The organism is Stenotrophomonas sp. 63632_Sma (assembly GCF_056482875.1).
In genome coordinates, this window is sequence record NZ_CM151220.1 from 2891705 (window position 1) to 2917809 (window position 26105).

The window sequence follows — 26105 nt, forward strand, 5'->3', positions numbered from 1 at the left end:
TGGAGCATCATGACATGACCTCCGGCGCGTCAACGCAACAGTGGACTACACCTTCGGCATGTTCTTGGTCACGCAATGGATGCCGCCACCGCCACCGGCGATGGCATCGATATCCACCTGCTCGATCACGCGGCCGGGATACATGTCTTCCAGTAGTTCGCGGCAGAATCCATCGGCTTCGTCGTCACCGAACTGCGGCGCGACCACCGCGCCGTTGATCGGCAGGTAGTTGATGTAGCCCATCGCAAGATCATCGTTGTCGCGGGTATGCACGTTATCGCGCCCGTCCAGCGGCGGCGGCAGCGTATGCACCTGCAGGCGACGGCCATCGGCATCGGTGGCCCCGCGCAGGATCCGCAGATGCTCGCGGGTCAGGTCGTAATCGTAGGACTCCGGATCGTTGTCCAGATTGGCGATCACTACGCCCGGGCGTACGAAGCGCGCATAGAAGTCCACGTGCGCATCGGTGATGTCCTTGCCGGCGATGCCGGGCAGCCAGATCACCTTGCGCAGGCCCAGGTGATGCTTCAGCTCGGCCTCGATATCCGCGCGCGACCAGTCCGGATTGCGGTTGCGGTTGACCCAGCAGCTTTCGGTGAGGATGGCCGTACCATGGCCATCGACTTCGATGCCACCGCCCTCGCCCACCAGATCGCTTTCCAGCAGCGTCGCGCCAGTCACCTGCGCCAGCCACGGCGCCACCGCGCCATCGTTGCGCGCGCTCTGCTTGCCACCCCAGCCGTTGAAGTTGAAGTCGACCAGGCCCAGGCCGCCCTTGTCATTGGTGACGAAGCAACCACCGTAATCGCGCACCCAGATGTCATCCAGCGGCACCTCGAGGAACTCGATGTTGTCGCGGCCACAGCGATCCTGCGCCTGCTTCAACTGCGCCGGGCGGCACAGCACGCTGACCGGCTGGTGGCGGGCGATGGTACGGGCCAGCCGCGCCACGGCGGTGTTCACCGCATCGGCCTGCGCGCCCCACACCCTCGGCTGCGCGGCGAAGGCAAGGAACACGCGTTCCTGTGGGCCGTGCTCGTCCGGCATGCGCCAAGTCCCCGCACCTGGCCCTGCTGCAGCCACGCGACCCGGCAGCCCGGCCAGGCCCAGAGCAGCCAGGCCGCCAAGGCCGGCGGCGCCCGCCAGCTGGGTGAGGAAGTGACGACGGTTGCTCATGACAGGCTCCATGGCCGGTGTGGGATGGGCGCTATGCCGCGCTTGCCGACACATAAGAACAAACGATAGATTCAGCCATCAATTGAACAGTTCTACTTATCTTAAATGCTCAAGCACTGGCCACCACTGAACGCCCTGCGGGGTTTCGAGGCTGCCGCCCGGCTCGGCAGTTTCCACCGTGCGGCGGAGGAACTGCACCTGACCCAGTCGGCCATCAGCCAGCAGATCCGGGGCCTGGAAGCGTCGCTGCAGCAGCCGTTGTTCTTCCGGCAGGGCCGCAGCGTCACCCTCACCGATGCCGGCATCGACCTGCTGGAAACAACGCAGGCGCTGCTGCGGCAGCTGGCCAGCGGCATCCGCCGGCTCGATCAGTACCGCAAGCCCAATCAACTGATCGTCAACGCCAGCCCGGCCTTTGCTCGGCATTGGCTGGTGCCACGCCTGGCCAGCTTTCACCGGCTGCATCCCGACGCCGATCTGTGGCTGCTGACCAGCGAGGAAGCGCCGGACATGACCACGCAGACGCTGGACGTAGCGGTACGTGATGACCTCGACTCACAGGCGCAGTGCCAGCATCGCGTGCTGCTGCAGGATCGTCTCTATCCGGCCTGCCATCCCAAGCTGCTGGCGACGCCCGTGCACGAACGTCTCACCCTGCATGGCGAGCGTGAGATGGACTGGAGCCAATGGCAGGTACAGGGTGGCGCCGATGTCGGCCAGCGCCGCGAGGGAATGAATTTCTCCGAGCCTGGGCAACTATTGGATGCCGCGTGCCAAGGGCTGGGTATCGCCTTGGTCAGCGAGCTGCTGGCAGCCCGAGCCTGCGAACAAGGCCTGCTGCAACCATTGGATGATGCACGCGTGCGCGGCCCACGCTGGAGTTGGCTGGTACATGAGGAGAGTGCAACCGATCCGCTGGTGATCAGTTTCTGCGAGTGGTTGTTGGCAAGCCTGCCCGGCGGAGCTACTTCTGCTGCAGCGCGCGCATGACCGCCGCCTCGGCCAACGGCGCCATCACCGCATAGCCCTTCGCCGTAGGATGCACGCCGTCGTCGGCCAACTGCGGGTCCAGTCCGCCGATCGCATTGGCCATCGGCGTGTAGTAGTCCAGATAGACCAGCTGCTGTGCATCGGCATAGCGCTTCAATGCCGTGTTCAATGCACGCACCTTGGGCGCAGGTGCTGTGCCCGGCAGCCACGGGTAATCGCTGACCGGCAGCACTGATGCCAGCACTACGCCGATGCCATGTGCACGGGCAAGGTCCACCATCGCGTGCAGGTTGTCTTCGATCATCGCCTGCGTGGATGGGCCGGTGTTGCCTGCAATGTCGTTGGTGCCGGCCAGGATCACCACCACCTGTGGCTTCAGTGCCAGTACGTCCTGCGGGAAACGCACCAGCATCTGCGCCGTGGTCTGGCCGCTGATGCCGCGGTTGAGCCAGCCCTTGCCGGGGAAGAAACCGGCACTGCCTTCCCTGCCCCAACCTTCGGTGATGGAGTCACCGAAGAACACCACGCGCGGCTGGCCGGGCACCGCATCAGGTAGGCGCGCATTGGCATCACGATAGCGTTGCAGCTCCGGCCAATCGGTCAGGCGCTGCTGCATGAAGCGCACTTCGTCGGGGCGTAGCTGGTCGATGGGCGTCTGCAGCAGCGGGTTGACTGCGACGGCCTCAGCGGCGCCCAGCGGAGAAGCCAACGCGAGGCCCAACGCCACGACAGTGGCAGTGGCAAGCTCAACAGGTCCACGCATGCGGGTACTCCTGAAATCATCTTCAGCAGTCTAACGCCCCACCCTGTGCTCAGCGTGCAGCCGTACGCGCCGCCACACCCGTGACTTTCGCCGGCATCCACATACCCGGCGTCCAGCCGCTGGCGGCCAGGATCGCCTTCGGGTTGTCCTGCTGGATCAGCGCACGCACCGCGTCACGCTTGTTCTTGGCCTGCAGGTAATAGGCCTTGGCGATGCGGTATCCCACCCAGTACCCGAGGTCATAGGGCTCCTGCGAACCGGGCTTGTAGTTGTACAGCCACGGCGACAGATCGGTGCTATCCAGATCCAGCGCGAATGCGCTTTCGATATGCACTTCCCGACCACGGGTCCAGGCCGCATGGCGCCCGTTGCCGACGTTGCCGGAAATCAGTTCGGCGATGAACTCAGCAATGCCCTCGCCCAACGAAACACGCAGCACCGTCGCATGCGGGTCGCCCGGCTCGAAGTCGGTCAGGCCGGTCTGCTGGATGTGCACGTACTCGTGCGCGATCACATGCACGAAGCGGTCCTGCACATTGGGATTCATGAAATCGGCTGCGCACAGCGCTTCCAGGCCGATGATCACGCCGCTTTTCGAGGTCAACCCTACCGGACGACCACGGCCGACGGCGATGGTCACCGGCGGAAACGCAGCCTGCGGATAGATGGCCTGCAGGTTGGAAAACACCTGCGTCAGACGTTGTTTCACCGCCGGCAGTTCGGCCAGGCAGCTTCGCCCCTGCACATACAGCTCCGGCTGGCTGGCGATGGACTCGGCAATGCGCTCGGGGGTGACCCGGCGCGCCTTGGCCAGCTCGGCCAGGCCCGCCGAACCCTCGGCCATGTAGCCACGCAACTGCGCAACGCTGGGTTTGCCACCTGCGTTGTCGTACAGCGCGTAGAAACGGCTGACATCGTCAGTGACAATCTGCGGCCCGACCGGTGCCGCCGCCGTGGCCATGCCAACCACCCCGGCACAGGCCAGGGCCAACAGGCCGCGCAGGATCATGGACATCGCTCCGTCCTTGGTGGAGTGCATGCGAAGCGCGCAATCTATCACTCCGGCCCGGCCGCCGCAGCAAGCAGATGCGGGCACCCCGGCGCTGTGCCAGACTCGCGTTGGCACCTGCCACGGAAGATAGAGCACCCCGCGATGATGATCGTTCCCGCCTACTGGGCCGAAGCCCGCCTGCAGGCCCGTTTCCGTGGCCGGCCGGTGGTGGTGCGCCGCTTCGGCTGGTCCGACGAAGGCCCTGCCGAGGCGCAGGTGCACGCCGACCGCCGCGCCAATGAAGCCCTCAATGCCATCCTCGCCGGACAGGTGCTGCCGCGTCGCGAAGTGCGCAGCAACTACGGCGTGGAAGGCGTGCCGATCCGCGAGCAGATCGTGCAGCGCGACGGCGACGTCGTCATCACCCGCAACAGCTATGGCGCACTGTGCCTCAACAGCCCGGACGTACTGTTCGCCGACATCGACCATGCGCAGCCGCCAGCCGGCTGCGTGATGCCAGCCATCGTTGCGGCGGTCGTGCTGCTTGCCGGCGCCGTCACCGGCACGCTGCTGTGGCATTGGCTGGTGGGACTGGTGCTGGGCGTGGCGGCGGTGGTTCTGGTCAATGCCGCATTGCTGATGCGCCGCAGGCAGCGGCTGGCCGCCGCCGGGGGCGCCGAGGGGTTGGCGCTGCGACGCGTGGAAGCCTTCAGCGAACAACACCCCCACTGGCATCTGCGCGCCTACCGGACGCCTGCGGGACTGCGCGTACTGGCGATGCATGCCACGTTCTCCCCGGAGGACGAGCAGCTGCAGGCATTCTTCAAGGCACTGGGCACCGATACCCTGTACGCGCGCATGTGCCGGCTGCAGCATTGCTTCCGTGCGCGACTGACACCGAAGCCGTGGCGCGTCGGCCTGAAGTACCGCATCCGCCCACCAGTGGCCGCGTGGTCATCCGAACAGGCCAACAATCCGGATCGATTGGCCTGGATTGCCGAGTACGAAAAGAAGAGCGCCGGCTTCGCAGCCTGCGCTTATCTACGCAGTTTCGGCGATACCACCCGGGTGCATGCCAAGGCCGAGCACGTGCGCGACCTGCATGACGGGTTATCCCACGCGCAGGACCGCCTACCGCTGGCGTGAGGGCGGGTGCTCAGTCAGCGCTCTGCACGAACGGCTGCCCTGCCAGGGTAGTACCCAGCCGCACCGCGATCTGTTGACCGTCCTTTTCGAAGGTCGTCGCACACTGCTTTCCGTCCTTATGGCATCCGACTTCCGGAAAGCCCTCCAGCGACTCCGGCGCGCCCTGCGCAGGTTTCGCCTGCCAGCCTGCGGCATCCAGCAGGCGCTTGGCCTTGGCGTAAGGCATGCCGGCGATGATGCCCAATTGCGTCAGCTCAGCGGGAAACGACTGAGCATATGCCGTTGAAACCTGGGCCAACGACAACGTTGCAGCAAGGAGAATGGCTTTCATTGCACCGACCTGGAACGAGCGATCAGGTTCAGCCTAGACCATTTGCGTGGCATGCGAATGTGCCGGTAACACGTCGTTACCGAGGCTCCACAGTTGATTGCAGAGCATCCATGGATGATCAATCTGCCGTTTCCTAGCGCAGGGTTCCACAACGCAGCGCCTCCAAGGCAAGGTCGCCGCGTAATCTGTTCTGAAACCAAGCGATCTTGAAGCGTTCGCGTGTGGGTTCTCCCCCAGGTAGCAGCCCCATCAATGCATCGCTCAACGCCGGACGCCACTCTTCCTGAGCACCTTCCAGAACCTGCTGATCGAAGTCCGCCGACGACAGGCGCTTCCAAGGCAGCATCATCGTGTGCTGGGAGGTGGACACCAAGACGGTATCCGGGTGGCCCAGCCGGGATACGACCACGGTCATGATGGGATAGTCATCGGTCCGGAGACTGTTGAAGTGTTCTGCAACGCGCTCCTGCAAACCCTGCCCGGCCAGAGCTTGCCGTGCCCAGGCCTGCTGCTGGGCAAACGAACATCTGGCCGGCGGCATGCTGCGCAGCTCCGGATCCAGCTTGAGTATCGCGGGCCGGTCCAGCTGCGAAGTGATCAGATCCACCGTGGCGTCCCTGGTCAACGGTGCTGCCCGCAGCGCGGCCTCGAACGCTGACAGCGCGCCGAACGGCAGAAGCTCCGGCAAACGCGGCTGGACGTCGGGCGCATCAACCACCTGTACACGGGTGGTCAAGCCATAGGCATCGCGCCGGATGACCCAGCGCTCAGATACAGAACCCCAACCAGACCAGTCGTACGTCACGTGCACGCTCATCCGGGGCTGCACCGCCATTGCCACGGGAGAAACCAACAACGTGGCCAGTACCAACATCCATGCCTTCATGAGACTTTCCTATCTCTGTCGAACAGCAGCCGAGCATGGCGCGGCTCTACAGGATGCAGGAAGGCCGCCCGAAGGCGGCCTTCTGCAAAGCAGTCGAGCACGCTCGACGCTACTTGGCGTTCTTCACGTAGGTGTCGAACCAGTTCAGCATCTCCGACACCAGCTGCTCGTTGGACTCCAGCGCGGTGTACCAGTGCGGTTCGTTCGGCAGCATCACCAGGCGGGTGGTACCGCCGTTGCCACGAATGGCCTGGTACAGCTTGCGCGACTGGAACGGTTCGGTACCCGGGTTGGCGTCATCCTCACCGTGGACCAGCAGCAGCGGCAGCTTGATCTTGTCGGCATAGAAGAACGGCGAGGCCTTCAGGTACACGTCCTGCGCCTGCCATACCGAGCGACGCTCGTTCTGGAAGCCGAACGGGGTGAAGGTCTTGTTGTACGAACCGCTGGTCGCCACGCCGGCCTTGAACAGGTTGGTGTGCGCGATCAGATTGGCGGTCATCAGGCCGCCGTGGCTGTGACCGGTCACGCCGATGCGGTTGCGGTCGACCACGCCCATGTCCACGGCCTTGTCCACCGCTGCCTTGGCGTCGGCTTCCAACTGCTCCAGGTAGGTGTCGTAAGCGTTCTTCGGGTCACCCACGATCGGGAACGAGGCGTTGTCGATGATCGCGTAGCCGGCCAGCAGCATCAGGCGGTAGGGTTGCAGGCGGGTGAAGGTCTGCTGCGAACCAGACACCTGGCCGGCCTGCGCGGCATTGGCGAAGTCGGCCGGGTAGGCGTACAGGATCGCCGGCACGCGCTGGCCCTCCTTGTAGCCCGGCGGCGTGTACAGGGTGAACGACAGGTCCACGCCATCGGCACGCTTGTAGGTCACCAGCTGCTTCTTGATCTGGCGCACTTCCGGGGTCGGGTCGACCAGTTTGGTCAGCGCGGTCGTGGTCGACGCGAACTGCGCCTCGCCGGCCTTCGCATCGGCCACTGCCTCCCCCTGCTGGCGGATGAAGGCGTTCGGCGGATCGATCACCGACTGGTGCCAGGTCAGGTAGCGCCCCTGCGTGTTGCTGAAGCCGAGGAACTGTTCGTAGGCGTCGGCACTGCTACGGAACAGGCGCTCGCTCTTCAGCGTGCCCAGGTCCAGGCGGTCGAGGAACGGACGATCGCCCTGCGGCGAGGCGCCACGGCCGCTGAGGAACACGTGGTTGCCCTCACGGCGCACGACCTGCGCACCATTCGGCAGACGGGTGAACACCAGGTTGCCGGGATTGCCGTACAGCTCATCGCTGGACATGTCCCACAGCAGGCGGCCTTCCTTCTTCGGCTGGTCCACATCGACGATGCGGGTCTGCATCCAGTGGCGGTTCTCGTCGTTCTCGTACTGGAAGGCTACGGCCGGATCGGCGGTCCACGCAAACCCTTCAAAACGCTGCGCGGTACGGGTGATTTCGGTCGGCTTGCCGTTGAACGGGGCCTTCAGCATCAGCACGCGGTCACGGTGCGGTACGCTGACCTTCCAGTCGCCCTTGTCCAGCGCTTCGGCATAGACCAGGGTCGCCGGATCGGTGGCCCGCCAGTCGAAACCGCGCGGGCCTTCCGGTACGCCGTGCACCGGCACGCGATCCGCCAGCGGCAGGCTGGCGATCGGCGTGCTGCGGCCATTGCTTACGTCAAGCACCGCCACATCATTGGCGAAGCGCTGATAGGTCACCGCATGTGAGTACGGCGCCTTGATCGATTCGGTCAGCACGTGCACGCCATCGGGCGCGGCGCTGACCTCGTTGAACAGCGCAGGCTGCCCGACCGGGCGCACGCTGCCCGCGGCGGTATCGACCACGGCCAGCTGCGAAGCGCCGTAGTAGGCGAACAGCTTCTCGTCATGCACGCTGGTCAGCGTGTCGCGAGCTTCATAGGTGCTGCTCTCGCCGCTGCTGCCCAGCGACTCCTGCGCATCCGGACCGGTCGGCACGCCGCCGTTGGACGGCGCCGGACCCTGATTGGCCGGCACCAGTTTCACCAGAAGGTTCTGGCTGCCACCCAGCCACTGCACGGTGTAGCCGAAGATCGGGTTCAGCTGTACGTTCGGCACCTGCTTCACCTGGCCGGTGGCCGCATCGCCCACCCACAGCTGCACGCTGGTATCGACCGCATTCTGGAAGGCGAAGTGGCTGCCATCGGCCGACCACAGCGCGCCGGTGGCGCAGCCCTGCGGCAGGTTGACCTTGGTCTCCTTGCTGCTGCCGATATCGACCAGGGTGAAGTCGGCCACGCAGGCCGGAATACCGTAGCCGCCGGGGGTGTCATGCCGACTGCGGTTCTTCGGCTCCAGCCGAACGCCGGCCAGCTTCAGGTACGGCTGGGCGACGCGGCTGATCGACGGATAGGTCTGCGCGGTGGTCAGCAGCAGGCGCTGGCCGCCCGGGGCCACGTTCGGTGCTGGCGGCGGCGGTGCCTTCAGCACCTTGAGCAGGTGCTCCGGCGGCTTCGCGTAATCGGCAAGCGCCGGGCCAGCGGCCAGCAGGCCGACGGTGGCAACGGCAACGGCCGCTGCCAGAGAGGTTCGACGGATCAGCATCCTTATCCCCTGGGGTGTGAATGGGTACCCGGAATCGGGCATGGCCCCGAATCTAGCACCGCAGGGGTTGTCGTGAATGGGCCGGAAGGGCTAGTGGCCGGATGGGGCAAAGTGCAGCTCCGGCAGGTGCCGGGGAGCTGCCGGCACCTGCCAGGCATGGCCTGGCACTACTGCTGGGCGTGCAGGTCCCAGGCGGTGAGATAGTCCGGGTCGACCACGATCATGCCGCTGTTGCTCATCCGGTACTCTCCCGGCTGGGCCGGCAGGTACTGGTCGAGCATCGGCGGCAGGTAACGCTCGTGGCCATCGTTCTCGTCGGCCAGCACCACGCCTTCATCGGCACTGATGCGCAGCACCGTTCCCGCGTACTGCTCCAGTCCCTGCACCTGGCCGTCGCCGCCGTAGCGGGTCACCCCGACCAGCACCAGTTTTCCGATCATTTCCTCGACCTTGGCATCGTCCAAGGCCGGCAGCATTCGTTCGTATTGGTCGCTCATCGGTGCACCTCCAAAGCCTGCAGGATCATCATGGACAAGCCAGCCTCCGCGCTGCGAAGGCCATCGGGCAACGCAGAGGACAATCTGGCGGGCGTATGTCTGTATTGCAGGGCCGGCAAGAGCATGCCGGGACCGCATCGGGTGAACAGTGGCAGATGCTGTGGGTGGCGGCCATCCGTGCCGGCAAAGTGGCCGTATCAGACCAGGGTCAACACCACGCGTTGCATTGCATGCAGGGTAAAGCGTGACAGCTGCGCAGTTGTTGCATGACGGCCTCCTGTTGAAGGTCACACGCGAAGTTGATGCTCCATGGACCCGATGCTGACATCGCGCCCGGAATGGTCAAGTGAAGAATGCGCACCCGTTCACCTGTTGTAACGCATTCGGGTGCCTCGATTACGCTTAACCTCTGCTTCATCCGGCTGGCCCTAGGGTCAGCCTTCAATCTGCAAGGAACGCACATGCCCCGGTACGCATTCATACGACCGTGGACGCTCGCACTTTCAGCGGCCGCGCTCTGCGCCTGCGCACATGCCGCCGACCGCACGCCGACTTCTCAAGGAACCGACACCATGGCCCCCGCCGTATCCGAGACCACTTCGCCCTCCCCGCTCAATGCCGAGCAGTTGCTGCTGCGCCTGCTGGACCTGATCAAGGCCACGACCTCCACCCGCGAGCTCACCGCCGAGCGCCTGTCCGCGGCAATGCAGGCGCCGGCGCAGGTCTTCGGCCCCGGCCACTTCGGCTATGGCGGCACGCTGACACCGGAATGGGGCTATGGACTGGAAGTGCAGCGGGCCGGCACTGCCGACGCGCGGCTGGACCTGAACTTCATGGACACCAGCAGCGATCGCAAGGCCTCGGCTGCGGCGATCTGCCAGGTCGACTTCAACCACTTCGCTTCCGCACTGGATGCCGCCGGCTTCAAGCGCGAGACGGTGCGCGGCGAACACGGCCGGGTGATCTACGACCGCTTCGATCGACCGCAGCTGAGCATCAAGATCGACACCATGCCCGAGAACCCTCACGCCCTCGGCGACGCCACGCATGCCTGCGTGCGTCTTGTCACCGTGCAGTAAGGGGAGCCATCAATGACGATCCTTTCCGCAGAAACGGAACGCCTGCTGGGCGAGTTCGCTGGCAAGACCGACGTCACCAGCGACCAGGTCGACAACCTGCGCAACGTCATCGCGGGCTCGCCCGTGCTGGCAAAGCAGGTGGACGCCGCCATCGCGGCAGGCTACCTGGAACGCTTCGAACTGTTGCCCGCCACAAGCAACGCGGGTGGCACCTACGAGACCGGCACGAAATCCATCAACCTGCCCGCCAGCAGCTTGTCGACCCCGTCGGCCCCGGACAGGTTCGACGCGGCCGAGGTTGCCTTTGTGCTCGGTCACGAGATCCAGCACGGCTTCAACGATGCTGATGTCGAGCGCGCCTACGTGCAGTTCGAAGCCGACGTGGAGCAGGTCGCGGGCCGTACAACGAGCCATGATTACACCGAGGCCATCGGCACCCTGCTCGCGGCCAACCGCCGCGATGAGGCTTCTTCGAACATCGCAGGCTGGAATGCGCTGGTCAGCCAGGTACGTGCCAACAACCCGGACGCTACCCTGCGCGACCTGTATGAAGCCAGCACCCGCTCGACAGATGTCATCCAGTCGCGACCCGGCCCGCCGATCACCTATGCCCCGCACCCGGAGCTGACCCTCAATGCGGACCTGACCATCTCCCCCACCGCAGCCAACATCGAGGGAATGGCCAGGCACTATTACGATCAGGGCGTCAGCACCGGCCTGGGCCATCATGGGAATTCGGACTACCAGAATTTCTACGGCGCCCTGGCGATCGGACTGGCCAGCGAATTCGAGGCCGCGAATCCAGCGCCCGATGGCGTCAGCCGGATGGAAGTGAACATGAAGAAGCTGGGCCTGGACGAGCGCCTGCTGGAGCAGAACGGGCTCAACCTCGGCGAGGGCTCGCCCCCGCGCCAGCCCTACTTCGATACCAGTACCTCGCCGTCGACGCTGCGTTACTTCGACCACACTGAGGGCACGCATACGCATGTGCCGATCACCACACAGCATGCGGTGGAGGGCGATGGCGTACCGACGCCGCTTGCGGAAGGGCGTGACCGCACCCTGCACGAGCAGATCCGCGGCAAGGTAGCGGAGCTGGATGCTGCCAACGGACGCAGCTTCGATGCCTCCAGCGAGCGCCTGAGTGCCAGCCTGCTGGTGCTGGCCCGCGAAAACGGGCTGGACCGGGTCGACCATGTGGTGCTCAGCCGCCAGACCGAGGGTGCGGGCGCGGCACAGAACATCTTTGTGGTGAAGGGGCCGCTGGATGATCCGGCCTCGCTGCGCGCCTCATCACCCACTGCCGAGGCCGCCCAGCGCCCTGTGCAGGACAGCCTGGATACGCTTGCCGTGGTCAACCAGCGGCAGGCCGATCAGGCCACGCAGGAACAGGTCCGCGTGCAGGAGCAGCAGCGCGGCGCGCTGACGCACTGACGGGGAACGACATGGAGCCGCCGGGACGCGCCCGGCGCTCCCTTGGCGGCACCCACGCTAGAATGCGCGCATGCGCACCGTACATGCCCTCCGCTACATCACCCCCTTGCGGGAAGGTGGCTCCCTGCCGGCCGTGGTCGAGACCGACGACGACGGCATGGCCGTGCTGAAGTTCCGTGGCGCCGGCCAGGGCCCGAAGGCGCTGATCGCCGAGCTGATCGCCGGCGAGATGGCGCGCACGCTGGGCCTGCCGATTCCGGAGATCCTGTTCGTGGAGCTGGACCGCGAGTTCGCCCGCACCGAGCCCGACCCGGAGATCCAGGAACTGATACGCGCCAGTGAAGGTTTGAACCTGGGCCTGGACTACCTGCCCGGTGCGATCAACTACGACCCGGCGGCGATGCCGGTGGATGCCGACCTGGCCTCGCGCATCGTCTGGTTCGATGCGTTCACCAGCAATGTCGATCGCACCACGCGCAACCCCAACCTGATGGTGTGGCACCGCAAGCTATACCTGATCGACCACGGTGCGGCCATGTACTTCCATCACGACTGGGCCAACGCCGGCGATGCCTGCGAGAAGCCGTTCGTGCTGATCCGCGACCATGTGCTGCTGTCGTTCGCCAGCCGCATCGCCGAGGTGGATGCCGAACTGGCCGCGCGCCTGACCGATGCCGAGATCGAGCGCATCGTCGGCCTGGTGCCGGACAGCTGGCTGGTGGACGAACCGGCGTTCGACAGCCCGCAGGCCTACCGGCAGGGTTATATCAACTACCTCAAGCACCGCCTGAAGGTGCGTGCGGTGTTCGTGCAGGAGGCCATCCGTGCCCACGCTGCACACGTATGACTACGCCGTCATCCGCGTGGTACCGCGGGTGGAGCGCGAGGAATTCATCAACGTCGGGGTGATCGTCTCCTGTCCCGGCGCGCGTCATCTGGAGGCGGCCATCGAGATCGATCCGGCACGCCTGCACGTGTTCGCCCCAGCGCTGGACCAGGAGGCGCTGCAGCCGTGGCTGGATGCGATCGTGGCCATCTGCCGCGGCGATGCCAGCGCCGGGCCGATCGCACAGCTGCCAGCGCGTGCGCGCTTCCATTTCCTCACCGCCAAGCGCAGCTCGGTGGTGCAGATGTCGAGCACGCATGTGGGCCGCACGGCGGACCCGGCGGGTGTGGTGGAACACTTGATGACGAAGATGGTGCGGGTGCCGCGCTGACGCGCCCGTCTCTCACTTCCGGGCGCGCGCCCTGTGCCAGGCAATGAGCGCACAGGCTGCTGCAGCGGCAATCAACACCCACCCGGCTGCCGCTTGTCCATGCAGGTAGCCTTGTGCATACGCAGCACTGGCACCTTCGCTGGCCATGGCCGGAACACCCTTGAGTATCACGTGCACCCCACGCAGCAGCAGCACCATGCTGGCGACCAGACACACCACGGGAAGAAGTCGGCTCATGGCCCGATTCTGGTCCGCCACCCGCCCCAGCGTCAACATCGCTGCGGCATAGTCGCTCGGGACTACAGCGGCACTCTTCGCGCGATGTAGTTGACCACATTGCCGATCGCATCCGGATCGACATTGGCCAGCCCAACGATCACATAGCCCTGCGCGGGTAGCACCACGATGGCACTGTTCGATCCGGGCGCACCGCCTTCGTGGCCGTACTGATGCTCCCTGCCCTCGCCCTGCACCAGGAAGCCGAACCCGTACCAGCCCTTGTGGTTCTGCGCCGTGGTGGCCTGCTGCAGCAATACAGGTGAGACCAGCTTTCCGCTGCGCAGCGCCTCGGCGAACTTCACCATGTCGCTCACCGTGCTGTAGCCACCACCGGCTGACATGCCGCGCCAGGGCAGCGACCTCGTTTCACGGACCCATTGCCCATCCTGCTTCGTATAGGCGACGGCACGCTGTGGCACCGTCACTGTTTCCGGTTCGAAGCCGGTGCCGGTCATGCCGGCCGGGCGCAGGATGTGTTGCTCCACATAGGCATAGTACGACTGCCCGGAGACGGCCTCGATGATCCGCCCAAGCACGATGAAGCCATAGTTCGAGTAGCTGTCCTGGCTGCCGGGCGTGAACTGCGGCGCATCCTTGGCAAAGCGCTGCACGTAGTCATCCAGCGTCTTCAGCGACGCGGAATACTGCTCGAAATCGTCGCCGAAGAAATCCCCCAGGCCACTGGTGTGTGACAGCAGCTCGCGCACGGTCACGCTGTTGGCGACGGCCTTGTTCGGATAGTCCGGCAGGTGCTTGCCGATCGTGTCGTCGAGACTGAGCCTGCCATCCTGCACCCGCTGCAGGATGGCCACGGCAGTGAACATCTTGTTGGAGGACGCAAGGCGGAACTGCGTATCCACGCCCACTGGAATGCCAGCGGTGCGATCGGCCTCGCCACCGCGCCAGTCCAGCAACACCTTTCCATTCTGTGCCACCTGCAACGCGCCCGACAGCGCGTCCTGGGCCCGCAGCGCCTCCAGCCTTGCTGTGGCATCGGCCATCAGGGCAGGCAAAGCAACCCTCTCCGGTCTGTACTTGTCCGGCGTTTCAGTGCCTTCGATCTGGAACTGCTTCACATGCGCCGGGCTGGCCGGATCCATGACGACCGTCACCCACATCGCGCGCTCGCTCAGCTGGCCCATCACCAGCACCTTCGCGTGACCGGGCGCGCTCTGGCGTGTTTCCAGCACACGCAGCGGGCCGGTGCTCTCGCGGAACTCGAGATAGTCCTTGGGGCTGCTGCCTTCCTTCTTCGCGTAGGTATCGGCGAACGCCTGCAGTTGCTCGAGGCTGCCAGCGTTGAAGGCCGCCAGCCAGTCATCGATGGCGTCCTGCGCACGTGGATGTGCACGCTCGGAAGATGTGGCGCCGATTGCTGGAAAAACCGGGGTAACCAGTAGAACCGAACAGGCCAGTGCACTGCAGAGAAACAGGCGTCCAACAATCCTCATGGCAGTTCCTTTGCGGGGATTCCTGGACGCATCCTAGACCAAGGATGCGGCCGCCGCATCGACACCAGGGACTCTGTTGCAACATCTCAACGGTGACGCTGAATGCGTCGATGCGCTGCCATCCACTCCGCGTGCGTGGTGGAATGCGCACAGCCCCGGATGCAACGTGAGTGCGAGATCCTTCGCAGTTGATGGAAACCCTGCTACCCGATGGCCCCGCTATCGCCTTGCCATCGTCTGTTCGCTGAATCTCGCCACGCAGAAGTCCAGGAAGCTGCGCAGCTTGGGCGTCAGCTGGCGATCGCGCGGATACACCAGGTTGATCCAGGTCGACACCGGTACGTAGTCCGGCAGCACTTCCACCAGCTCACCACGCGCCAATGCTCCGGCCAGCATTTCGTGCGGTTGCAGGATCAGCCCCAGCCCTCCGATGGCGGCGGTCAGCAGCGGCTCGGCCTGGTTGACCATGAAGCGGCTGGACACTGGCACGGTCAGCACTCCGCCATCGGTATCGCGAAAGCTCCAGCGGGTGCGGATGATCGAATGCGCGAAGCCCAGGCACTCGTGGCGGCTCAGGTCATTGGGATGGGCAATGGCCGGGCGCGAAGCCAGATAGTCCGGCGAGGCACACAGGACCAGCGGATACGGCCCCAACCGCCGCGCCACCAGCCCACTGTCGGCCAGATCGCCAGTGCGGAACACCAGGTCGTAGCCGTCTTCAACGATGTCCACCAGACTGTTGGACAGGTTCAGATCGACCTGCACGTCCGGGTACTGCTGCATGTAGGCCACCACCGCGGGACCCAGCGCGTGCACGCCGAAGGTGACCGGCGCACTGATGCGCAGGCGCCCCATCGGTCGCCCGCGCGCCACTTCGGCCAGCTGCTCGGCCCCCTCCACTTCCTCCAGGATCACCCGCGCCCGCGCCAGGTAGGCCTGGCCGAAGTCGGTCAGGCTCTGCTTGCGCGTGGTGCGGTTGAGCAGGCGCACCCCCAGATGCTGCTCCAGCGCCTGGATGTGCTTGCCGACCAGCTGCGGCGACAGGTCCAGTGCCTCGGCAGCGGCGGCGAAGGAGCCGACCTCGGCCACCTTGGCGAAGGTCCGCAGGGGAACGATCAGGTCCATTGCAAACAATTGTTTTTCAATGAAACGCCAGATTACCCCTTATTCTGGATGCAGACTACGCGCACAGTAGCGCTCACCCTTTCGCCGGCGCCCTCGCCGGCCCTTCCTCGGAGCCCTCCATGAGCCAGGTTGTCCGCATCCACGAATATGGCACTGCCGATGTACTGCGCATCGACGATATCGACGTTCCCGCCCCCGCCCCTGACGAAGTCCAGATCCGGGTGAAGGCGATCGGCCTGAACCGCGCCGAGGTGATGTTCCGTAACGGCGCCTACTTGCAGGAAGCGCAGTTCCCCAGCCGCCTGGGCTACGAAGCGGCCGGCGTGGTTGAAGCCGTCGGCAGTGCAGTGAGCGGATTCACTGCGGGCGATGCGGTCAGCGTAGTGCCGCCGCTGGATATCGCGCGCTGGGGCACCTACGGCGAACTGGCCAACGTGCCGGCACGACTGGTAGTCAAGCATCCGCAGGCACTGGACTTTGAAACGGCCGCCGCGGTGTGGATGCAGTACGTCACCGCCTGGGGGGCGCTGTTGGAGCAGGCGCACTTGTCCGCCGGGGATTTCGTCATCATCACCGCCGCCAGCAGCAGCGTCGGCCTGGCCGCCATCCAGATCGCCAATGCAGTCGGCGCCACGCCGATCGCTGTGACCCGTGGCCCGGGCAAGCGCCAGGCCCTGCTCGACGCCGGTGCCGCCCATGTCATCGCCACCCAGGAACAGGATCTGGTGGCCGAAGTGGCGCGCATCACCGGCGGCGCAGGTGCCCGCGTGGTGTTCGATCCGATCGGTGGTCCGCAGTTCGTACCGCTGACCGAAGCCATGGCGCGTGGCGGCATCCTGCTGGAATACGGCGCGCTGAGCAGTGAACCCACGCCGTTCCCGTTGTTCAACGTGCTGGGCAAGTCACTGACGCTGAAGGGTTACCTGTACTCGGAAATCGTCTCCGACGATGCCGCGCTGGCACGTGCCAAGGCCTTCATCGTCAACGGCCTGGACCAGGGCACGCTGGCGCCAAAGATCGCCAAGGTATTCCCGTTCACGCAGATCCAGGACGCACACCGTTACCTGGAAGCGAACGAGCAGATCGGCAAGGTGGTAGTGACGGTGTGATCCAGCGTCATGCAACGGGGGCGGCCCACCGCCCCCCTTGCGGTTACCTCGGCAACGCAAACGCCATCACGTAATCGCCGTTCGGGGTTTCCATGAAATGGTGGCCGCCGGCCATGATCACCACGTACTGGCGCCCGCCCTGCTCGTACACCATCGGGTTCGCCTGGCCACCGGCAGGCAGCTTGGCGTGCCACAGTTCCTTGCCGGTCTTCAGGTCGATGGCACGCAGCAGATCATCGGTGGCGGCGGCGATGAAGATCAGGCCGCTGGCGGTCACCACCGAGCCGCCATTGTTCGGCGTGCCGATCTCGATCGGCAGGCCGGAGCGGATGCCGAAGGGTCCATTGCCACGTGCACTGCCGAACGGGCGGTCCCACAGCAGTTTGCCGGTGCGCAGGTCGATGGCACGGATGCCACCATAGGGCGGCTGCTTGCACAGCAGACCGGTGAACGGCAGGCGCCAACCGGCATTGACCTGGATGGCATAGGGCGTGCCCACCTGTGGGTCGCCCGCGCCCTCAGCGCCGCCCTTGTCGAACCGGATCTTTTCGCGCGGCAGCCAACCCAGGCGATCGGCCTCGGCACGCGGCACCAGCCGGTTGTAGTTGGGCATGTCGTTGTAGTTGGCCACGATCACGCCACGACGCGTATCGATGGACACGCTGCCCCAGTCCGAGCCGCCGTTGTAGCCGGGGTACTCGAAGGAATGGCGGTCACTGCTCGGCGGCGTGTAGAAACCTTCGTAGTAGGCCTTGCGGAACTGGATGCGGCAGACCAGCTGGTCGATCGGGGTGATGCCCCACATGTCGCGCTCGGTCAGCTCATGCTCGCGGCGCAACGTGTGATACAGCGAGAACAGTTGCGTGGGCGAGCGCTGCTCGGGCTCAACACCACCGATGGGCACCTTGCGCTCTTCGGCCGCGGTCAGAAGCTGGCCGTTGCGGCGGTCGAGGATGTAGATGTCGCCCTGCTTGGTCGGCAACAGGATCGCCGGCACTTTGCCGGCAGCGGTCGGGTAATCGATCAGGCTGGCCTGCGAACCCAGGTCGTAATCCCACACGTCCTTGCGCACCGCCTGGAAATGCCAGGCCGGCTTGCCGGTGGCCACGTCGATCGCCACCAGTGACGTCGCATAGCGGTTCTGGGTTTCCGTGCGTGAGCCGCTCCAGTAGTCACCCGCGGAATTGCCCAGCGGCAGGTAGACCAGGCCCAGCGCCTCATCACCAGTGGCGGTGGTCCACATGTTGGGCGTGCCGCGCGTATAGGTCTGCCCGCGCGGCGGCAGACCGCTGCGCTCGGGCTGGTCCATGTCCCACGCCCAGCGCAGCTTGCCGGTGATGGCATCGTAGGCCTGGATCACGCCCGACGGCGCGTCACGGCGCTGCCCGTCCAGCACCTGGTGACCGGTCACGATCACGCCACGCACGATGGCCGGTGGCGAGGTGATCGACACGTAACCCGGTGGCACCTCCCCCATGCCCAGGGTGATGTCGACCTGGCCGTTGTTGCCGAAGTTGGCGCAGGGGCGGCCGCTGTCCGCGTCCACCGCGATGATGCGGCCGTCCAGCGTGCCTTCGATGATGCGTGCCCAGCACGCCGGACGGCTGCCCGGTGCAGCACTGCGGGTGACGCTGGGCGGCGGCTCCGGCAGCGCCAGATCGGCGGCGACATCGGCCAATGCCGCATCGGCAATGGTCGGCGTGCGGGGCTGCTCGTAGTAGCTCACCCCACGGCAGGCGGCGGTGTACGGAATCGAGGCGTCCTTCACCTTGGGGTCGAACCGCCACAGTTCCTTGCCGCTGGCGGCATCGAGTGCGATCAGGCGGTTGCGCGCGGTGCACAGGTAAAGGCGATCGCCGATCTTCAGCGGCGTGGTTTCCGCGCCCCAGCGCTTCTTGGGCATATCGCCGGTACGGAACTGCCAGGCTGGCTGCAACGTGGCCACATTGGCCGGGGTGATCTGCTGCAGCGGCGAATAGCGGGTGGCGGCGTTGCTGCGGCCCCACGCCGGCCAGTCGCCCTCGGCGGGCTGGTCAGCCGGCTGCAGGCCCGTGGTATCACGCGTAGGTTCCAGTCCGGCGCTGACCGCGCCTTCCGGGAACGGCTGATGCCCATCCACTTCACCATGCGGCGCAAAGGCCAGGCCGAAGGCGGCCACGAACACCAGCATCAGCACACCCGCCACGCTGCGCGACAGGCGTTTGGAGACCGGCTCGTGCAGGGTGGGCGCCAGCAAGGCCAGCACGATGCCGAGTGCCGTCACCAGGCCCAGCCGTGGCACCCAGCGCCAGTAGTCGCTGCCTGACTCCCACCAGGTCCACAGCAGCGTGCCGATGAACACCAGCGCGTACAGCAATGCACCGCTGCGGCGGTTGCCGAACAACAGGATGCCGCTGGCCAGCAGACCGAGCCCGGCGATGGCGTAGTACGCCGAGCCGCCAAGGCTGAACAGCCACGCACCGAGCCCGCCGATGACCAGGCCGAGCACGACCAGCAGCAGCGACAGCACGGTGACAAGGGGATGCCGGGAGGCGCGAACGGGGGCAGGAGCAGACTGCGGCGTGGCGGACATCGTCGATCTCCGGGGGCAGCATGCGCCGTTATCCCACCGCCTGCGTGAAGCGCGCGCGTATGTGCGGCACCCGGATACGACGACGCCGGCACAGGGCCGGCGTCGTCGGGTACCTCAACCTGATGGCAGGATCACTCCTGCGCGGCGTCCTCGCTGCTGGCAGCCGCCGGTGCGCCGTCGGTCGCGGCCGGGGCGGCGACGGCCACCTCGTCCTCGTCCTCGTCGATCGAGGCATCCATGCGCTCCACCGCCTGCAGCTTCTCGTCCTTGGACAGGCGGATCAGGGTCACGCCCTGGGTGTTGCGGCCGACGCGGCTGATTTCCGAGCCACGCGTACGCACCAGGGTGCCACCATCGGAGATCAGCAGCACTTCGTCGCTGGAGCCCATCAGCACCGCGGCGACCAGCTTGCCGTTGCGCTCGGTGGTCTGGATGCCGATCACGCCCTGCGTGCCACGGCCCTTGCGCGGGTAGTCGGGCAGCGGGGTGCGCTTGCCGTAGCCGTTCTCGGTGGCGGTGAGGATGTACTGCACGCTGGCGTCATCGGCGCCGTCGATCACCGCATCGCCATTGGCTGCGGTTTCCTCGACACCGTTGTCGTCCTCGTTCTCGTCCTCGCTGCCACCGGCACTTTCGGCCACGATCAGGCTGACCACTTCCTCGCCGGCCGGCATCTTGATGCCACGCACGCCGGTTGCGGTACGGCCCATCGAGCGGACCTTGTCTTCACCGAAGCGCACGGTCTTGCCGTTGGAGGCGAACAGCAGGATGTCGCGCTCGCCGTCGGTCAGGCCGACGCCGACCAGGGCATCGCCCTCGTCCAGATTGATTGCGATCTTGCCGCGCGCCAGACGGAAGGCGAACTCGCTCAGCGGGGTCTTCTTGACCGTACCGTTCTTCGTGGCGAAGAACACGAACTGGCCGTCGGCGTACTCACGCACCGGCAGCACGGCCTGCACGCGTTCGCCCGGCTCCAGCGGGATCCAGTTGATGATCGGACGGCCGCGGGCGTTGGAACCGGCTTCGGGCAGCTGGTAGACCGGCAGCCAGAACACCTTGCCCGAGCTGGTGAAGGTCAGCAGCGTATCGTGCGTGTTGACCAGCCACAGCTGTTCGATGAAATCCTCTTCCTTGGTCGCTGCCGCACTGCGGCCGCGGCCGCCACGGCGCTGTGCGCGGTACACGCTCACCGGCTGCCGCTTCACGTAACCAGCATGCGACACGGTGACCACCACGTCTTCCGGCGCGATCAGGTCGAGGATGTCCAGGTCTTCTTCGCTGTGGCGGATTTCGGTACGACGCTCGTCGCCGAACTCGGCCTTGACGTTGACCAGCTCCTCGCGGATCACCTGCAGCAGGCGGTCGGGATCTTCCAGGATGTGGATCAGCCCGGCGATCACTTCCAGCAGCTGCTTGTACTCGTCGGTCAGGCGGTCCTGCTCCAGCCCGGTCAGGCGGTGCAGGCGCATTTCCAGGATCTGGGTGGCCTGGATCTCGGTCAGCTGGTAGCCGCCCTCGATCAGGCCCACGCCCTTGGGCAGGTCTTCCGGACGCGAGGCTTCGGCACCGGCGGCACCCAGCATCGCACCGACCAGGCCCGGCTCCCACACGCGCGCCAGCATGCGCTCGCGTGCTTCATTCGGGTTCGGCGAGGTCTTGATCAGCTCGATCATCTCGTCGATGTTGGCCAGCGCAACGGTCAGGCCTTCCAGCACGTGGGCACGGGCGCGCGCCTTGCGCAGCTCGAACACGGTGCGACGGGTGACCACTTCGCGACGGTGGCGGACGAACGCCTCCAGCATCTGCTTGAGGTTCATCAACTGCGGGCGGCCATCGACCAGCGCCACCATGTTGATGCCGAACACCGATTCCATCTGCGTCTGCTGGTACAGGTTGTTCAGCACAACCTCGGCAGATTCACCGCGCTTGATCTCGATGTAGATGCGCATGCCGTCCTTGTCGGACTCATCGCGCAGCTCGCTGATGCCTTCGATCTTCTTTTCCTTGACCAGCTCGGCGATCTTCTCGATCAGACGCGCCTTGTTCACCTGGTAAGGAATTTCGGTGACGATGATCGATTCGCGGCCGTTGTCGGCCACTTCGATATCGGCCTTGGCACGGATGCGCACACGGCCGCGGCCGGTGCGATAGCCGGCGACGATGCCGGCAGTGCCATTGATGATGCCGGCAGTCGGGAAATCCGGGCCCGGGATGTACTCCATCAGGCCGTCGACATCGATTTCCGGATTATCAATCAGCGCGATGCAGGCGTTGATCGATTCGCTCAGGTTGTGCGGCGGGATGTTGGTGGCCATGCCCACCGCGATACCGGCCGAACCGTTGACCAGCAGGTTCGGGAACCGGGTCGGCATGACCGTCGGCTCCAGTTCCTTCTCGTCGTAGTTGGGCTGGAAATCGACGGTTTCCTTGTCGATGTCCGCCATCAGCTCATGCGCGAGGCGCGACATGCGCGCTTCGGTGTATCGCATCGCCGCGGCGGAGTCGCCATCGATCGAGCCGAAGTTACCCTGGCCATCGACCAGCATGTAACGCAGCGAGAACGGCTGTGCCAGGCGCACCAGCGTGTCGTACACCGACTGATCGCCATGCGGGTGGTACTTACCGATGACGTCACCGACGATACGCGCCGACTTGAAGTAGGGCTTGTTGCTGTGCGCGTTGAGTTCGTTCATCGCGAACAACACGCGGCGATGCACCGGCTTGAGGCCATCGCGCGCATCCGGGAGCGCGCGGCCCACGATCACGCTCATGGCGTAATCGAGGTAGCTCTTGCGCATCTCGTCTTCCAGGTTGACCTGGATGATTTCCTTGGCGTTTTCTGCCATTCGGGTTCCGTTGTCTGGTAGCGGTCCAGTCCGGCGCAGCCCTCTGCGGGAGGGGGTCGTGCCGGAACCTCGATTCAACCTGTGGATACTACCACAACAGGCCGTTCCCTGCCTCCATTTACGGGGATTTTACCGGCACAAATCAGGAACTTAGGGGGGTGCCGGCCAACGGCCGGCACTACCGGGGACGGAGGTCACGCTGCCCCCTCCCCTGTGCCTCAGCCACCAAAGGCGGCGCGCATGTTCTCGATGGTCGGGTTCAGGATCACCCCGCGCTCGGTCACGATGGCATCGATCAGTTCACCCGGGGTGACGTCGAACACCGGGTTCCAGGCGGCGATGCCTTCGGCCACGGTGCGGGTACCGCCCACGCCGTACAGCTCGCCCGGGTCGCGCTGCTCGATCTCGATCTGGCTGCCATCCACGGTCTCCATGTCCACGGTCGAGGACGGCGCCACCACCATGAACTTGACCCCGTGGTGGCGAGCGGCGATGGCCAGCTGATAGGTGCCGATCTTGTTGGCGGTATCGCCGTTGGCGCAGATGCGGTCGGCGCCGACGATCACCCACTGCACGGCGCCGGTCTTCATCAGGTGCGAGGCTGCCGAATCGGCGATCAGGGTGGCGTCGATGCCATCCTGCTGCAGTTCCCACACGGTCAGGCGTGCGCCCTGCAGCCACGGACGGGTCTCGCCGGCGAACACGCGGGCGATGCGGTGCTGGGCCATGCCGGCACGGATCACGCCCAGTGCCGTGCCGAAGCCGGCGGTGGCCAGCGAGCCGGTGTTGCAGTGGGTCAGCACGCCGCTGCCGGCCTCGATCAGGCCCGCGCCCAGCGCGCCCATGTGGCGGTTGGCGGCCAGGTCCTCCTCGGCAATGGCCTGCGCTTCGGCTTCCAGCAGGGCCTTCCAGTCGCCGCCGGCGACGTTCAGGCAGCGACGCATGCGCGCCAGCGCCCAGGCCAGATTGACGGCGGTCGGGCGCGATGCGTTCAGGCGCTGCAGCGCCGGCTCCAACTGCTGAAGCGCATGCGCGCCATCAGCGGCCTGCACGTCCCGCGCCGCCAGCACCACACCCCAGGCTGCGGCAATGCCGATCGCCGGCGCGCCACGCACGGTCAGCGCGTGGATGGCGCTGGCAACTTCGTCACTGTCATGGCAGACCACGTGCTCGACCACGAACGGCAGCTTGCGCTGGTCCAGCAGTTGCAGGGCATCGCCGGTCCAGAGGATCGGGCGGATGTGGTCATAACGGGCGTAGTCGATGTCGGAGGCAGTGTTCATGGGCCCATTGTAGGGCCACGCCCCGCGTGGTTGGAGCCTGCCCGGGCTCAATTCACCGAGAATTCGGCGCGGCAGCCGCCGTCCACCCAGATCCCGTTGCGGTTCCAGCCCCAGGTGTTGCCTTCCTCGCACGGGGTGCTGGACAACTGCTCGGTAACGACCGCGCCGACCGAAATGCTCGCCCCACAGAAGCGGCGCTTCTTCGACTTCGACTCGCAGGTCAGGCGGCGTGGCACGTCGACAAAACGGCCGTCCTCGTCAGCCACTTCGAAATCGCCCTGGCAACCACGGCTGGTCCAGACTTCATTGCGCTTGTAGCCCCAGCCCTGCCCTTCGCGGCACGGCAGCACCGACAGCTGGCGCAGCAGGCGCACCGGCGCCCCGTCCAGGCGCACCGGGCAACTCTGCGGGCGGCCATTGGATTCGCAGCGCACCACACGGCGGACCAGGCGCTTGCCTTCCGTTGCCGCAGGCGCTGCACCTTCCGCACGACGCGCACGGAACTCTGCGCGGCAGCCAAGGGTGACCCACACGCCACTGCGGTCGGTGCCCCACTCGCTGCCACGGATGCAACTGTTGCTGGACAACTGGCGCACAAGGTCGATGCCATTGCTGACGTCGATATCGCAATGCACCCAGCCCATGTCGCGCGATTCGCAGGTCACCACTTCGCCGTCATAGCCCGCCTGCTGGGCCGACGCCGATGACGGCAGCCAGGCACCCCAGAGCGCGATGGAGTACACCGGTGCAGCGACAACCGCAAACCACTTGACCAAAGCCTTCCCCAGCAGGAATGGATGAACTGCGTGCCAGTGTCCGGCATCTGCCGTGATAAGAGCATCATCCTGCTTACCGAAGCAAGCGCGGAAACGCGGAATTCCGTTCAGTCTTCGATGTTCAGGAACGTGCGCACCGCGCTCACGCGTGGGCGAAGTCGTAGGCCAGCACATCGGCGATACGCGGCGTGCGGCTCATCGCCATCAACAACCGATCGACACCCACCGCCACGCCAGCGCAGGCAGGCATCGATGGCAACGCCGACAGCAGCGCCTCATCCACGGACGGTTGCACCTGGCCCCGCTCATGGCGTCGCTGCAGGTCACGCTGGAATCGCGCACGCTGTTCGTGCGCGTCGTTCAGTTCGTGATAGCCGTTGGCCAGTTCCACGGCCCCCAGATAAAGCTCGAAACGCTCGGCCAGCGGCGGCGTGCCGGCTCGAATGCGCGCCAGTGCGGCCTGGCTGGCAGGCCAATCGTGGACCACGGTCATCACCGCGTCATCGAAATGCGGCTGGATATGATGGGTCATCAGCAGATCCAGCCAGTCATCGCGGGTCAGCCCGACCGGGTCGATATGTACCTCGCCCAGCGCGGCACGCAGCGCGGCCTCGTCGGCATCGAACGGATCCACACCCACGTACTGCTGGAACAGCTCGCGGTAACTGAGCACACGCAGCGTCGCACTGCGCCCGACCAGGGCCAGCGCCTGGCCGACCAGCTCGGCGGTTTCCTGCACCAGACGATGGTGGTCCCAACCGACCCGGTACCACTCCAGCATGGTGAATTCCGGATTGTGGCGGCCGCCCGCCTCGCCGTTGCGGAACACCCGGCCCAGTTCGTAACAGTCACCCACGCCCGCCGCCAGCAGGCGCTTGAGCGGATACTCCGGCGAGGTACGCAGCCAGCGGCGGCGGCCACCGGCATCGACATGGCCGGTGAAATCGGTATGGAAGCTGTCGATGTTCGGCTCGGTGTTGCCGGCCACCGACAGGATCGGCGTCTCCACCTCCAGCACATCGCGATCGGCGAAGAAGCGGCGCACCAGCGCGTTGAGCGCGGCACGCTGCTGCAGCGCGCGCAGCAGGGCCTCGCTCACAGGATGCCCTCCGGGCGCGGATGATCCAGCGGCAGGGTCAGCAGATCGCGGGTGTCATCGATGTAGCCACTGGCCAGGTACAGGCGCCGGGCCAGTTCGTTGTGGTGGTTCACTTCCAGCCGCAGGCGGCTGACGCCACGCCCGCGAGCGCGCTGTTCGCAGATGGCCAGCGCCTGCTTGCCGCGGCCGCGGCCGCGCGCGCGGTGGCTCAGGTACAGCTCGTCCAGCAGCATGAAGTGGCCGCCCTGCTCCAGGCTGAAACCCATCGCGATCACTGCGTAGCCCACCACCTCGGCGGCCTCGTCCAGCCACAGCAGCACCTCGCCATTGCGCGGATCGGCCAGCAGCGCGTCCACGCCGCGACGCACGCGCGCGTCGTCGAAGTCGATCTTGTCTTCGGCATAGAACTCGCGCATCAACGCGATCAACAGTTCTTCGTCGGCACGGGTGGCCAGGCGGAAATCCAGCGGAGCGGTCTGCATC

Annotated in this window: 23 protein-coding genes; 7 read left to right on the forward strand and 16 right to left on the reverse strand. The window is 65.7% G+C overall.

The window, feature by feature from the left end:
* Positions 1-45 precede the first annotated feature (45 nt).
* Positions 46-1176 carry an agmatine deiminase family protein gene (locus tag ACZK45_RS13490; RefSeq protein ID WP_125892052.1) on the reverse strand — a complete coding sequence of 377 codons (1131 nt, stop codon included), beginning with the start codon at positions 1174-1176 and terminating at the stop codon, positions 46-48.
* A gap of 105 nt (positions 1177-1281) precedes the next feature.
* On the opposite strand from ACZK45_RS13490, the gene ACZK45_RS13495 reads away from it, so the two are divergent.
* The gene (locus ACZK45_RS13495; protein WP_100468918.1) at positions 1282-2166 is read left to right on the forward strand and encodes a LysR family transcriptional regulator; all 885 of its coding nucleotides are present in this window, start codon (positions 1282-1284) and stop codon (positions 2164-2166) included.
* Here ACZK45_RS13495 and ACZK45_RS13500 read toward each other — a convergent pair.
* Entirely contained in the window at positions 2141-2929 is a 789-nt protein-coding gene (locus ACZK45_RS13500; protein WP_478444822.1) for an SGNH/GDSL hydrolase family protein, read from the reverse strand. The two genes, ACZK45_RS13495 and ACZK45_RS13500, sit on opposite strands and share 26 nt — an antisense overlap.
* Positions 2930-2978: 49 nt before the next feature.
* Positions 2979-3944: a DUF2268 domain-containing putative Zn-dependent protease gene (locus tag ACZK45_RS13505; protein WP_125892057.1), complete on the reverse strand. Its 966-nt coding sequence runs from the start codon at positions 3942-3944 to the stop codon at positions 2979-2981.
* A 138-nt stretch (positions 3945-4082) separates the two neighbouring features.
* On the opposite strand from ACZK45_RS13505, the gene ACZK45_RS13510 reads away from it, so the two are divergent.
* The gene (locus ACZK45_RS13510) at positions 4083-5066 is read left to right on the forward strand and encodes a hypothetical protein (RefSeq protein ID WP_049463183.1); all 984 of its coding nucleotides are present in this window, start codon (positions 4083-4085) and stop codon (positions 5064-5066) included.
* Between the two features lie 10 nt (positions 5067-5076).
* Here ACZK45_RS13510 and ACZK45_RS13515 read toward each other — a convergent pair whose 3' ends face one another.
* The 4 genes from ACZK45_RS13515 to ACZK45_RS13530 all read right to left on the reverse strand — a co-directional run bounded on the left by ACZK45_RS13515 (position 5077) and on the right by ACZK45_RS13530 (position 9352).
* Positions 5077-5397: a hypothetical protein gene (locus tag ACZK45_RS13515; protein ID WP_125892059.1), complete on the reverse strand. Its 321-nt coding sequence runs from the start codon at positions 5395-5397 to the stop codon at positions 5077-5079.
* Between the two features lie 133 nt (positions 5398-5530).
* Positions 5531-6283: a hypothetical protein gene (locus ACZK45_RS13520; protein ID WP_125892061.1), complete on the reverse strand. Its 753-nt coding sequence runs from the start codon at positions 6281-6283 to the stop codon at positions 5531-5533.
* A gap of 109 nt (positions 6284-6392) precedes the next feature.
* Positions 6393-8855 carry a S9 family peptidase gene (locus ACZK45_RS13525; protein ID WP_125892063.1) on the reverse strand — a complete coding sequence of 821 codons (2463 nt, stop codon included), beginning with the start codon at positions 8853-8855 and terminating at the stop codon, positions 6393-6395.
* A 167-nt stretch (positions 8856-9022) separates the two neighbouring features.
* Positions 9023-9352, reverse strand: a complete 330-nt coding sequence (locus ACZK45_RS13530; RefSeq protein ID WP_006376346.1) for a hypothetical protein — start codon at positions 9350-9352, stop codon at positions 9023-9025.
* Between the two features lie 572 nt (positions 9353-9924).
* On the opposite strand from ACZK45_RS13530, the gene ACZK45_RS13535 reads away from it, so the two are divergent.
* The 4 genes from ACZK45_RS13535 to ACZK45_RS13550 all read left to right on the forward strand — a co-directional run bounded on the left by ACZK45_RS13535 (position 9925) and on the right by ACZK45_RS13550 (position 13082).
* Positions 9925-10431, forward strand: a complete 507-nt coding sequence (locus tag ACZK45_RS13535; RefSeq protein ID WP_478444823.1) for a hypothetical protein — start codon at positions 9925-9927, stop codon at positions 10429-10431.
* Positions 10432-10443: 12 nt separating this feature from the next.
* Positions 10444-11865 carry an XVIPCD domain-containing protein gene (locus tag ACZK45_RS13540; protein ID WP_478444824.1) on the forward strand — a complete coding sequence of 474 codons (1422 nt, stop codon included), beginning with the start codon at positions 10444-10446 and terminating at the stop codon, positions 11863-11865.
* Between the two features lie 70 nt (positions 11866-11935).
* The gene (locus ACZK45_RS13545; RefSeq protein WP_049422090.1) at positions 11936-12712 is read left to right on the forward strand and encodes a HipA family kinase; all 777 of its coding nucleotides are present in this window, start codon (positions 11936-11938) and stop codon (positions 12710-12712) included.
* Positions 12690-13082 carry a DUF3037 domain-containing protein gene (locus ACZK45_RS13550; protein ID WP_032127694.1) on the forward strand — a complete coding sequence of 131 codons (393 nt, stop codon included), beginning with the start codon at positions 12690-12692 and terminating at the stop codon, positions 13080-13082. Before ACZK45_RS13545 ends, ACZK45_RS13550 begins: the two co-directional genes overlap by 23 nt.
* Positions 13083-13094: 12 nt before the next feature.
* On the opposite strand, the gene ACZK45_RS13555 is transcribed toward ACZK45_RS13550, so the two are convergent.
* The 3 genes from ACZK45_RS13555 to ACZK45_RS13565 all read right to left on the reverse strand — a co-directional run bounded on the left by ACZK45_RS13555 (position 13095) and on the right by ACZK45_RS13565 (position 15937).
* Entirely contained in the window at positions 13095-13319 is a 225-nt protein-coding gene (locus ACZK45_RS13555; RefSeq protein ID WP_125892069.1) for a hypothetical protein, read from the reverse strand.
* A 62-nt stretch (positions 13320-13381) separates the two neighbouring features.
* A complete protein-coding gene (locus tag ACZK45_RS13560; RefSeq protein WP_478444825.1) occupies positions 13382-14812 on the reverse strand; it encodes a serine hydrolase domain-containing protein in 1431 nt (476 codons plus the stop codon).
* Between the two features lie 219 nt (positions 14813-15031).
* Positions 15032-15937: a LysR family transcriptional regulator gene (locus ACZK45_RS13565; RefSeq protein WP_049422087.1), complete on the reverse strand. Its 906-nt coding sequence runs from the start codon at positions 15935-15937 to the stop codon at positions 15032-15034.
* A 119-nt stretch (positions 15938-16056) separates the two neighbouring features.
* Between ACZK45_RS13565 and ACZK45_RS13570 the strand changes: the two genes are divergently transcribed.
* A complete protein-coding gene (locus tag ACZK45_RS13570) occupies positions 16057-17046 on the forward strand; it encodes a zinc-dependent alcohol dehydrogenase family protein (RefSeq protein WP_478444826.1) in 990 nt (329 codons plus the stop codon).
* A gap of 43 nt (positions 17047-17089) precedes the next feature.
* Here ACZK45_RS13570 and ACZK45_RS13575 read toward each other — a convergent pair whose 3' ends face one another.
* The 6 genes from ACZK45_RS13575 to ACZK45_RS13600 all read right to left on the reverse strand — a co-directional run bounded on the left by ACZK45_RS13575 (position 17090) and on the right by ACZK45_RS13600 (position 26104).
* Complete coding sequence (locus tag ACZK45_RS13575; RefSeq protein ID WP_478444827.1) at positions 17090-19618, reverse strand: membrane-bound PQQ-dependent dehydrogenase, glucose/quinate/shikimate family; 2529 nt, start codon at positions 19616-19618, stop codon at positions 17090-17092.
* Positions 19619-19749: 131 nt separating this feature from the next.
* A complete protein-coding gene (gene gyrA / locus ACZK45_RS13580; RefSeq protein ID WP_125892079.1) occupies positions 19750-22464 on the reverse strand; it encodes a DNA gyrase subunit A in 2715 nt (904 codons plus the stop codon).
* A 218-nt stretch (positions 22465-22682) separates the two neighbouring features.
* The gene (mtnA, locus tag ACZK45_RS13585; RefSeq protein WP_293792773.1) at positions 22683-23747 is read right to left on the reverse strand and encodes an S-methyl-5-thioribose-1-phosphate isomerase; all 1065 of its coding nucleotides are present in this window, start codon (positions 23745-23747) and stop codon (positions 22683-22685) included.
* A gap of 47 nt (positions 23748-23794) precedes the next feature.
* Entirely contained in the window at positions 23795-24523 is a 729-nt protein-coding gene (locus ACZK45_RS13590; RefSeq protein WP_032127686.1) for a DUF3011 domain-containing protein, read from the reverse strand.
* A gap of 142 nt (positions 24524-24665) precedes the next feature.
* Complete coding sequence (epmA, locus tag ACZK45_RS13595; protein ID WP_125892083.1) at positions 24666-25622, reverse strand: EF-P lysine aminoacylase EpmA; 957 nt, start codon at positions 25620-25622, stop codon at positions 24666-24668.
* Entirely contained in the window at positions 25619-26104 is a 486-nt protein-coding gene (locus ACZK45_RS13600; RefSeq protein WP_032127684.1) for a GNAT family N-acetyltransferase, read from the reverse strand. The genes epmA and ACZK45_RS13600 overlap by 4 nt, the downstream gene beginning before the upstream one ends.
* Between the last annotated feature and the right edge of the window lies 1 nt (position 26105).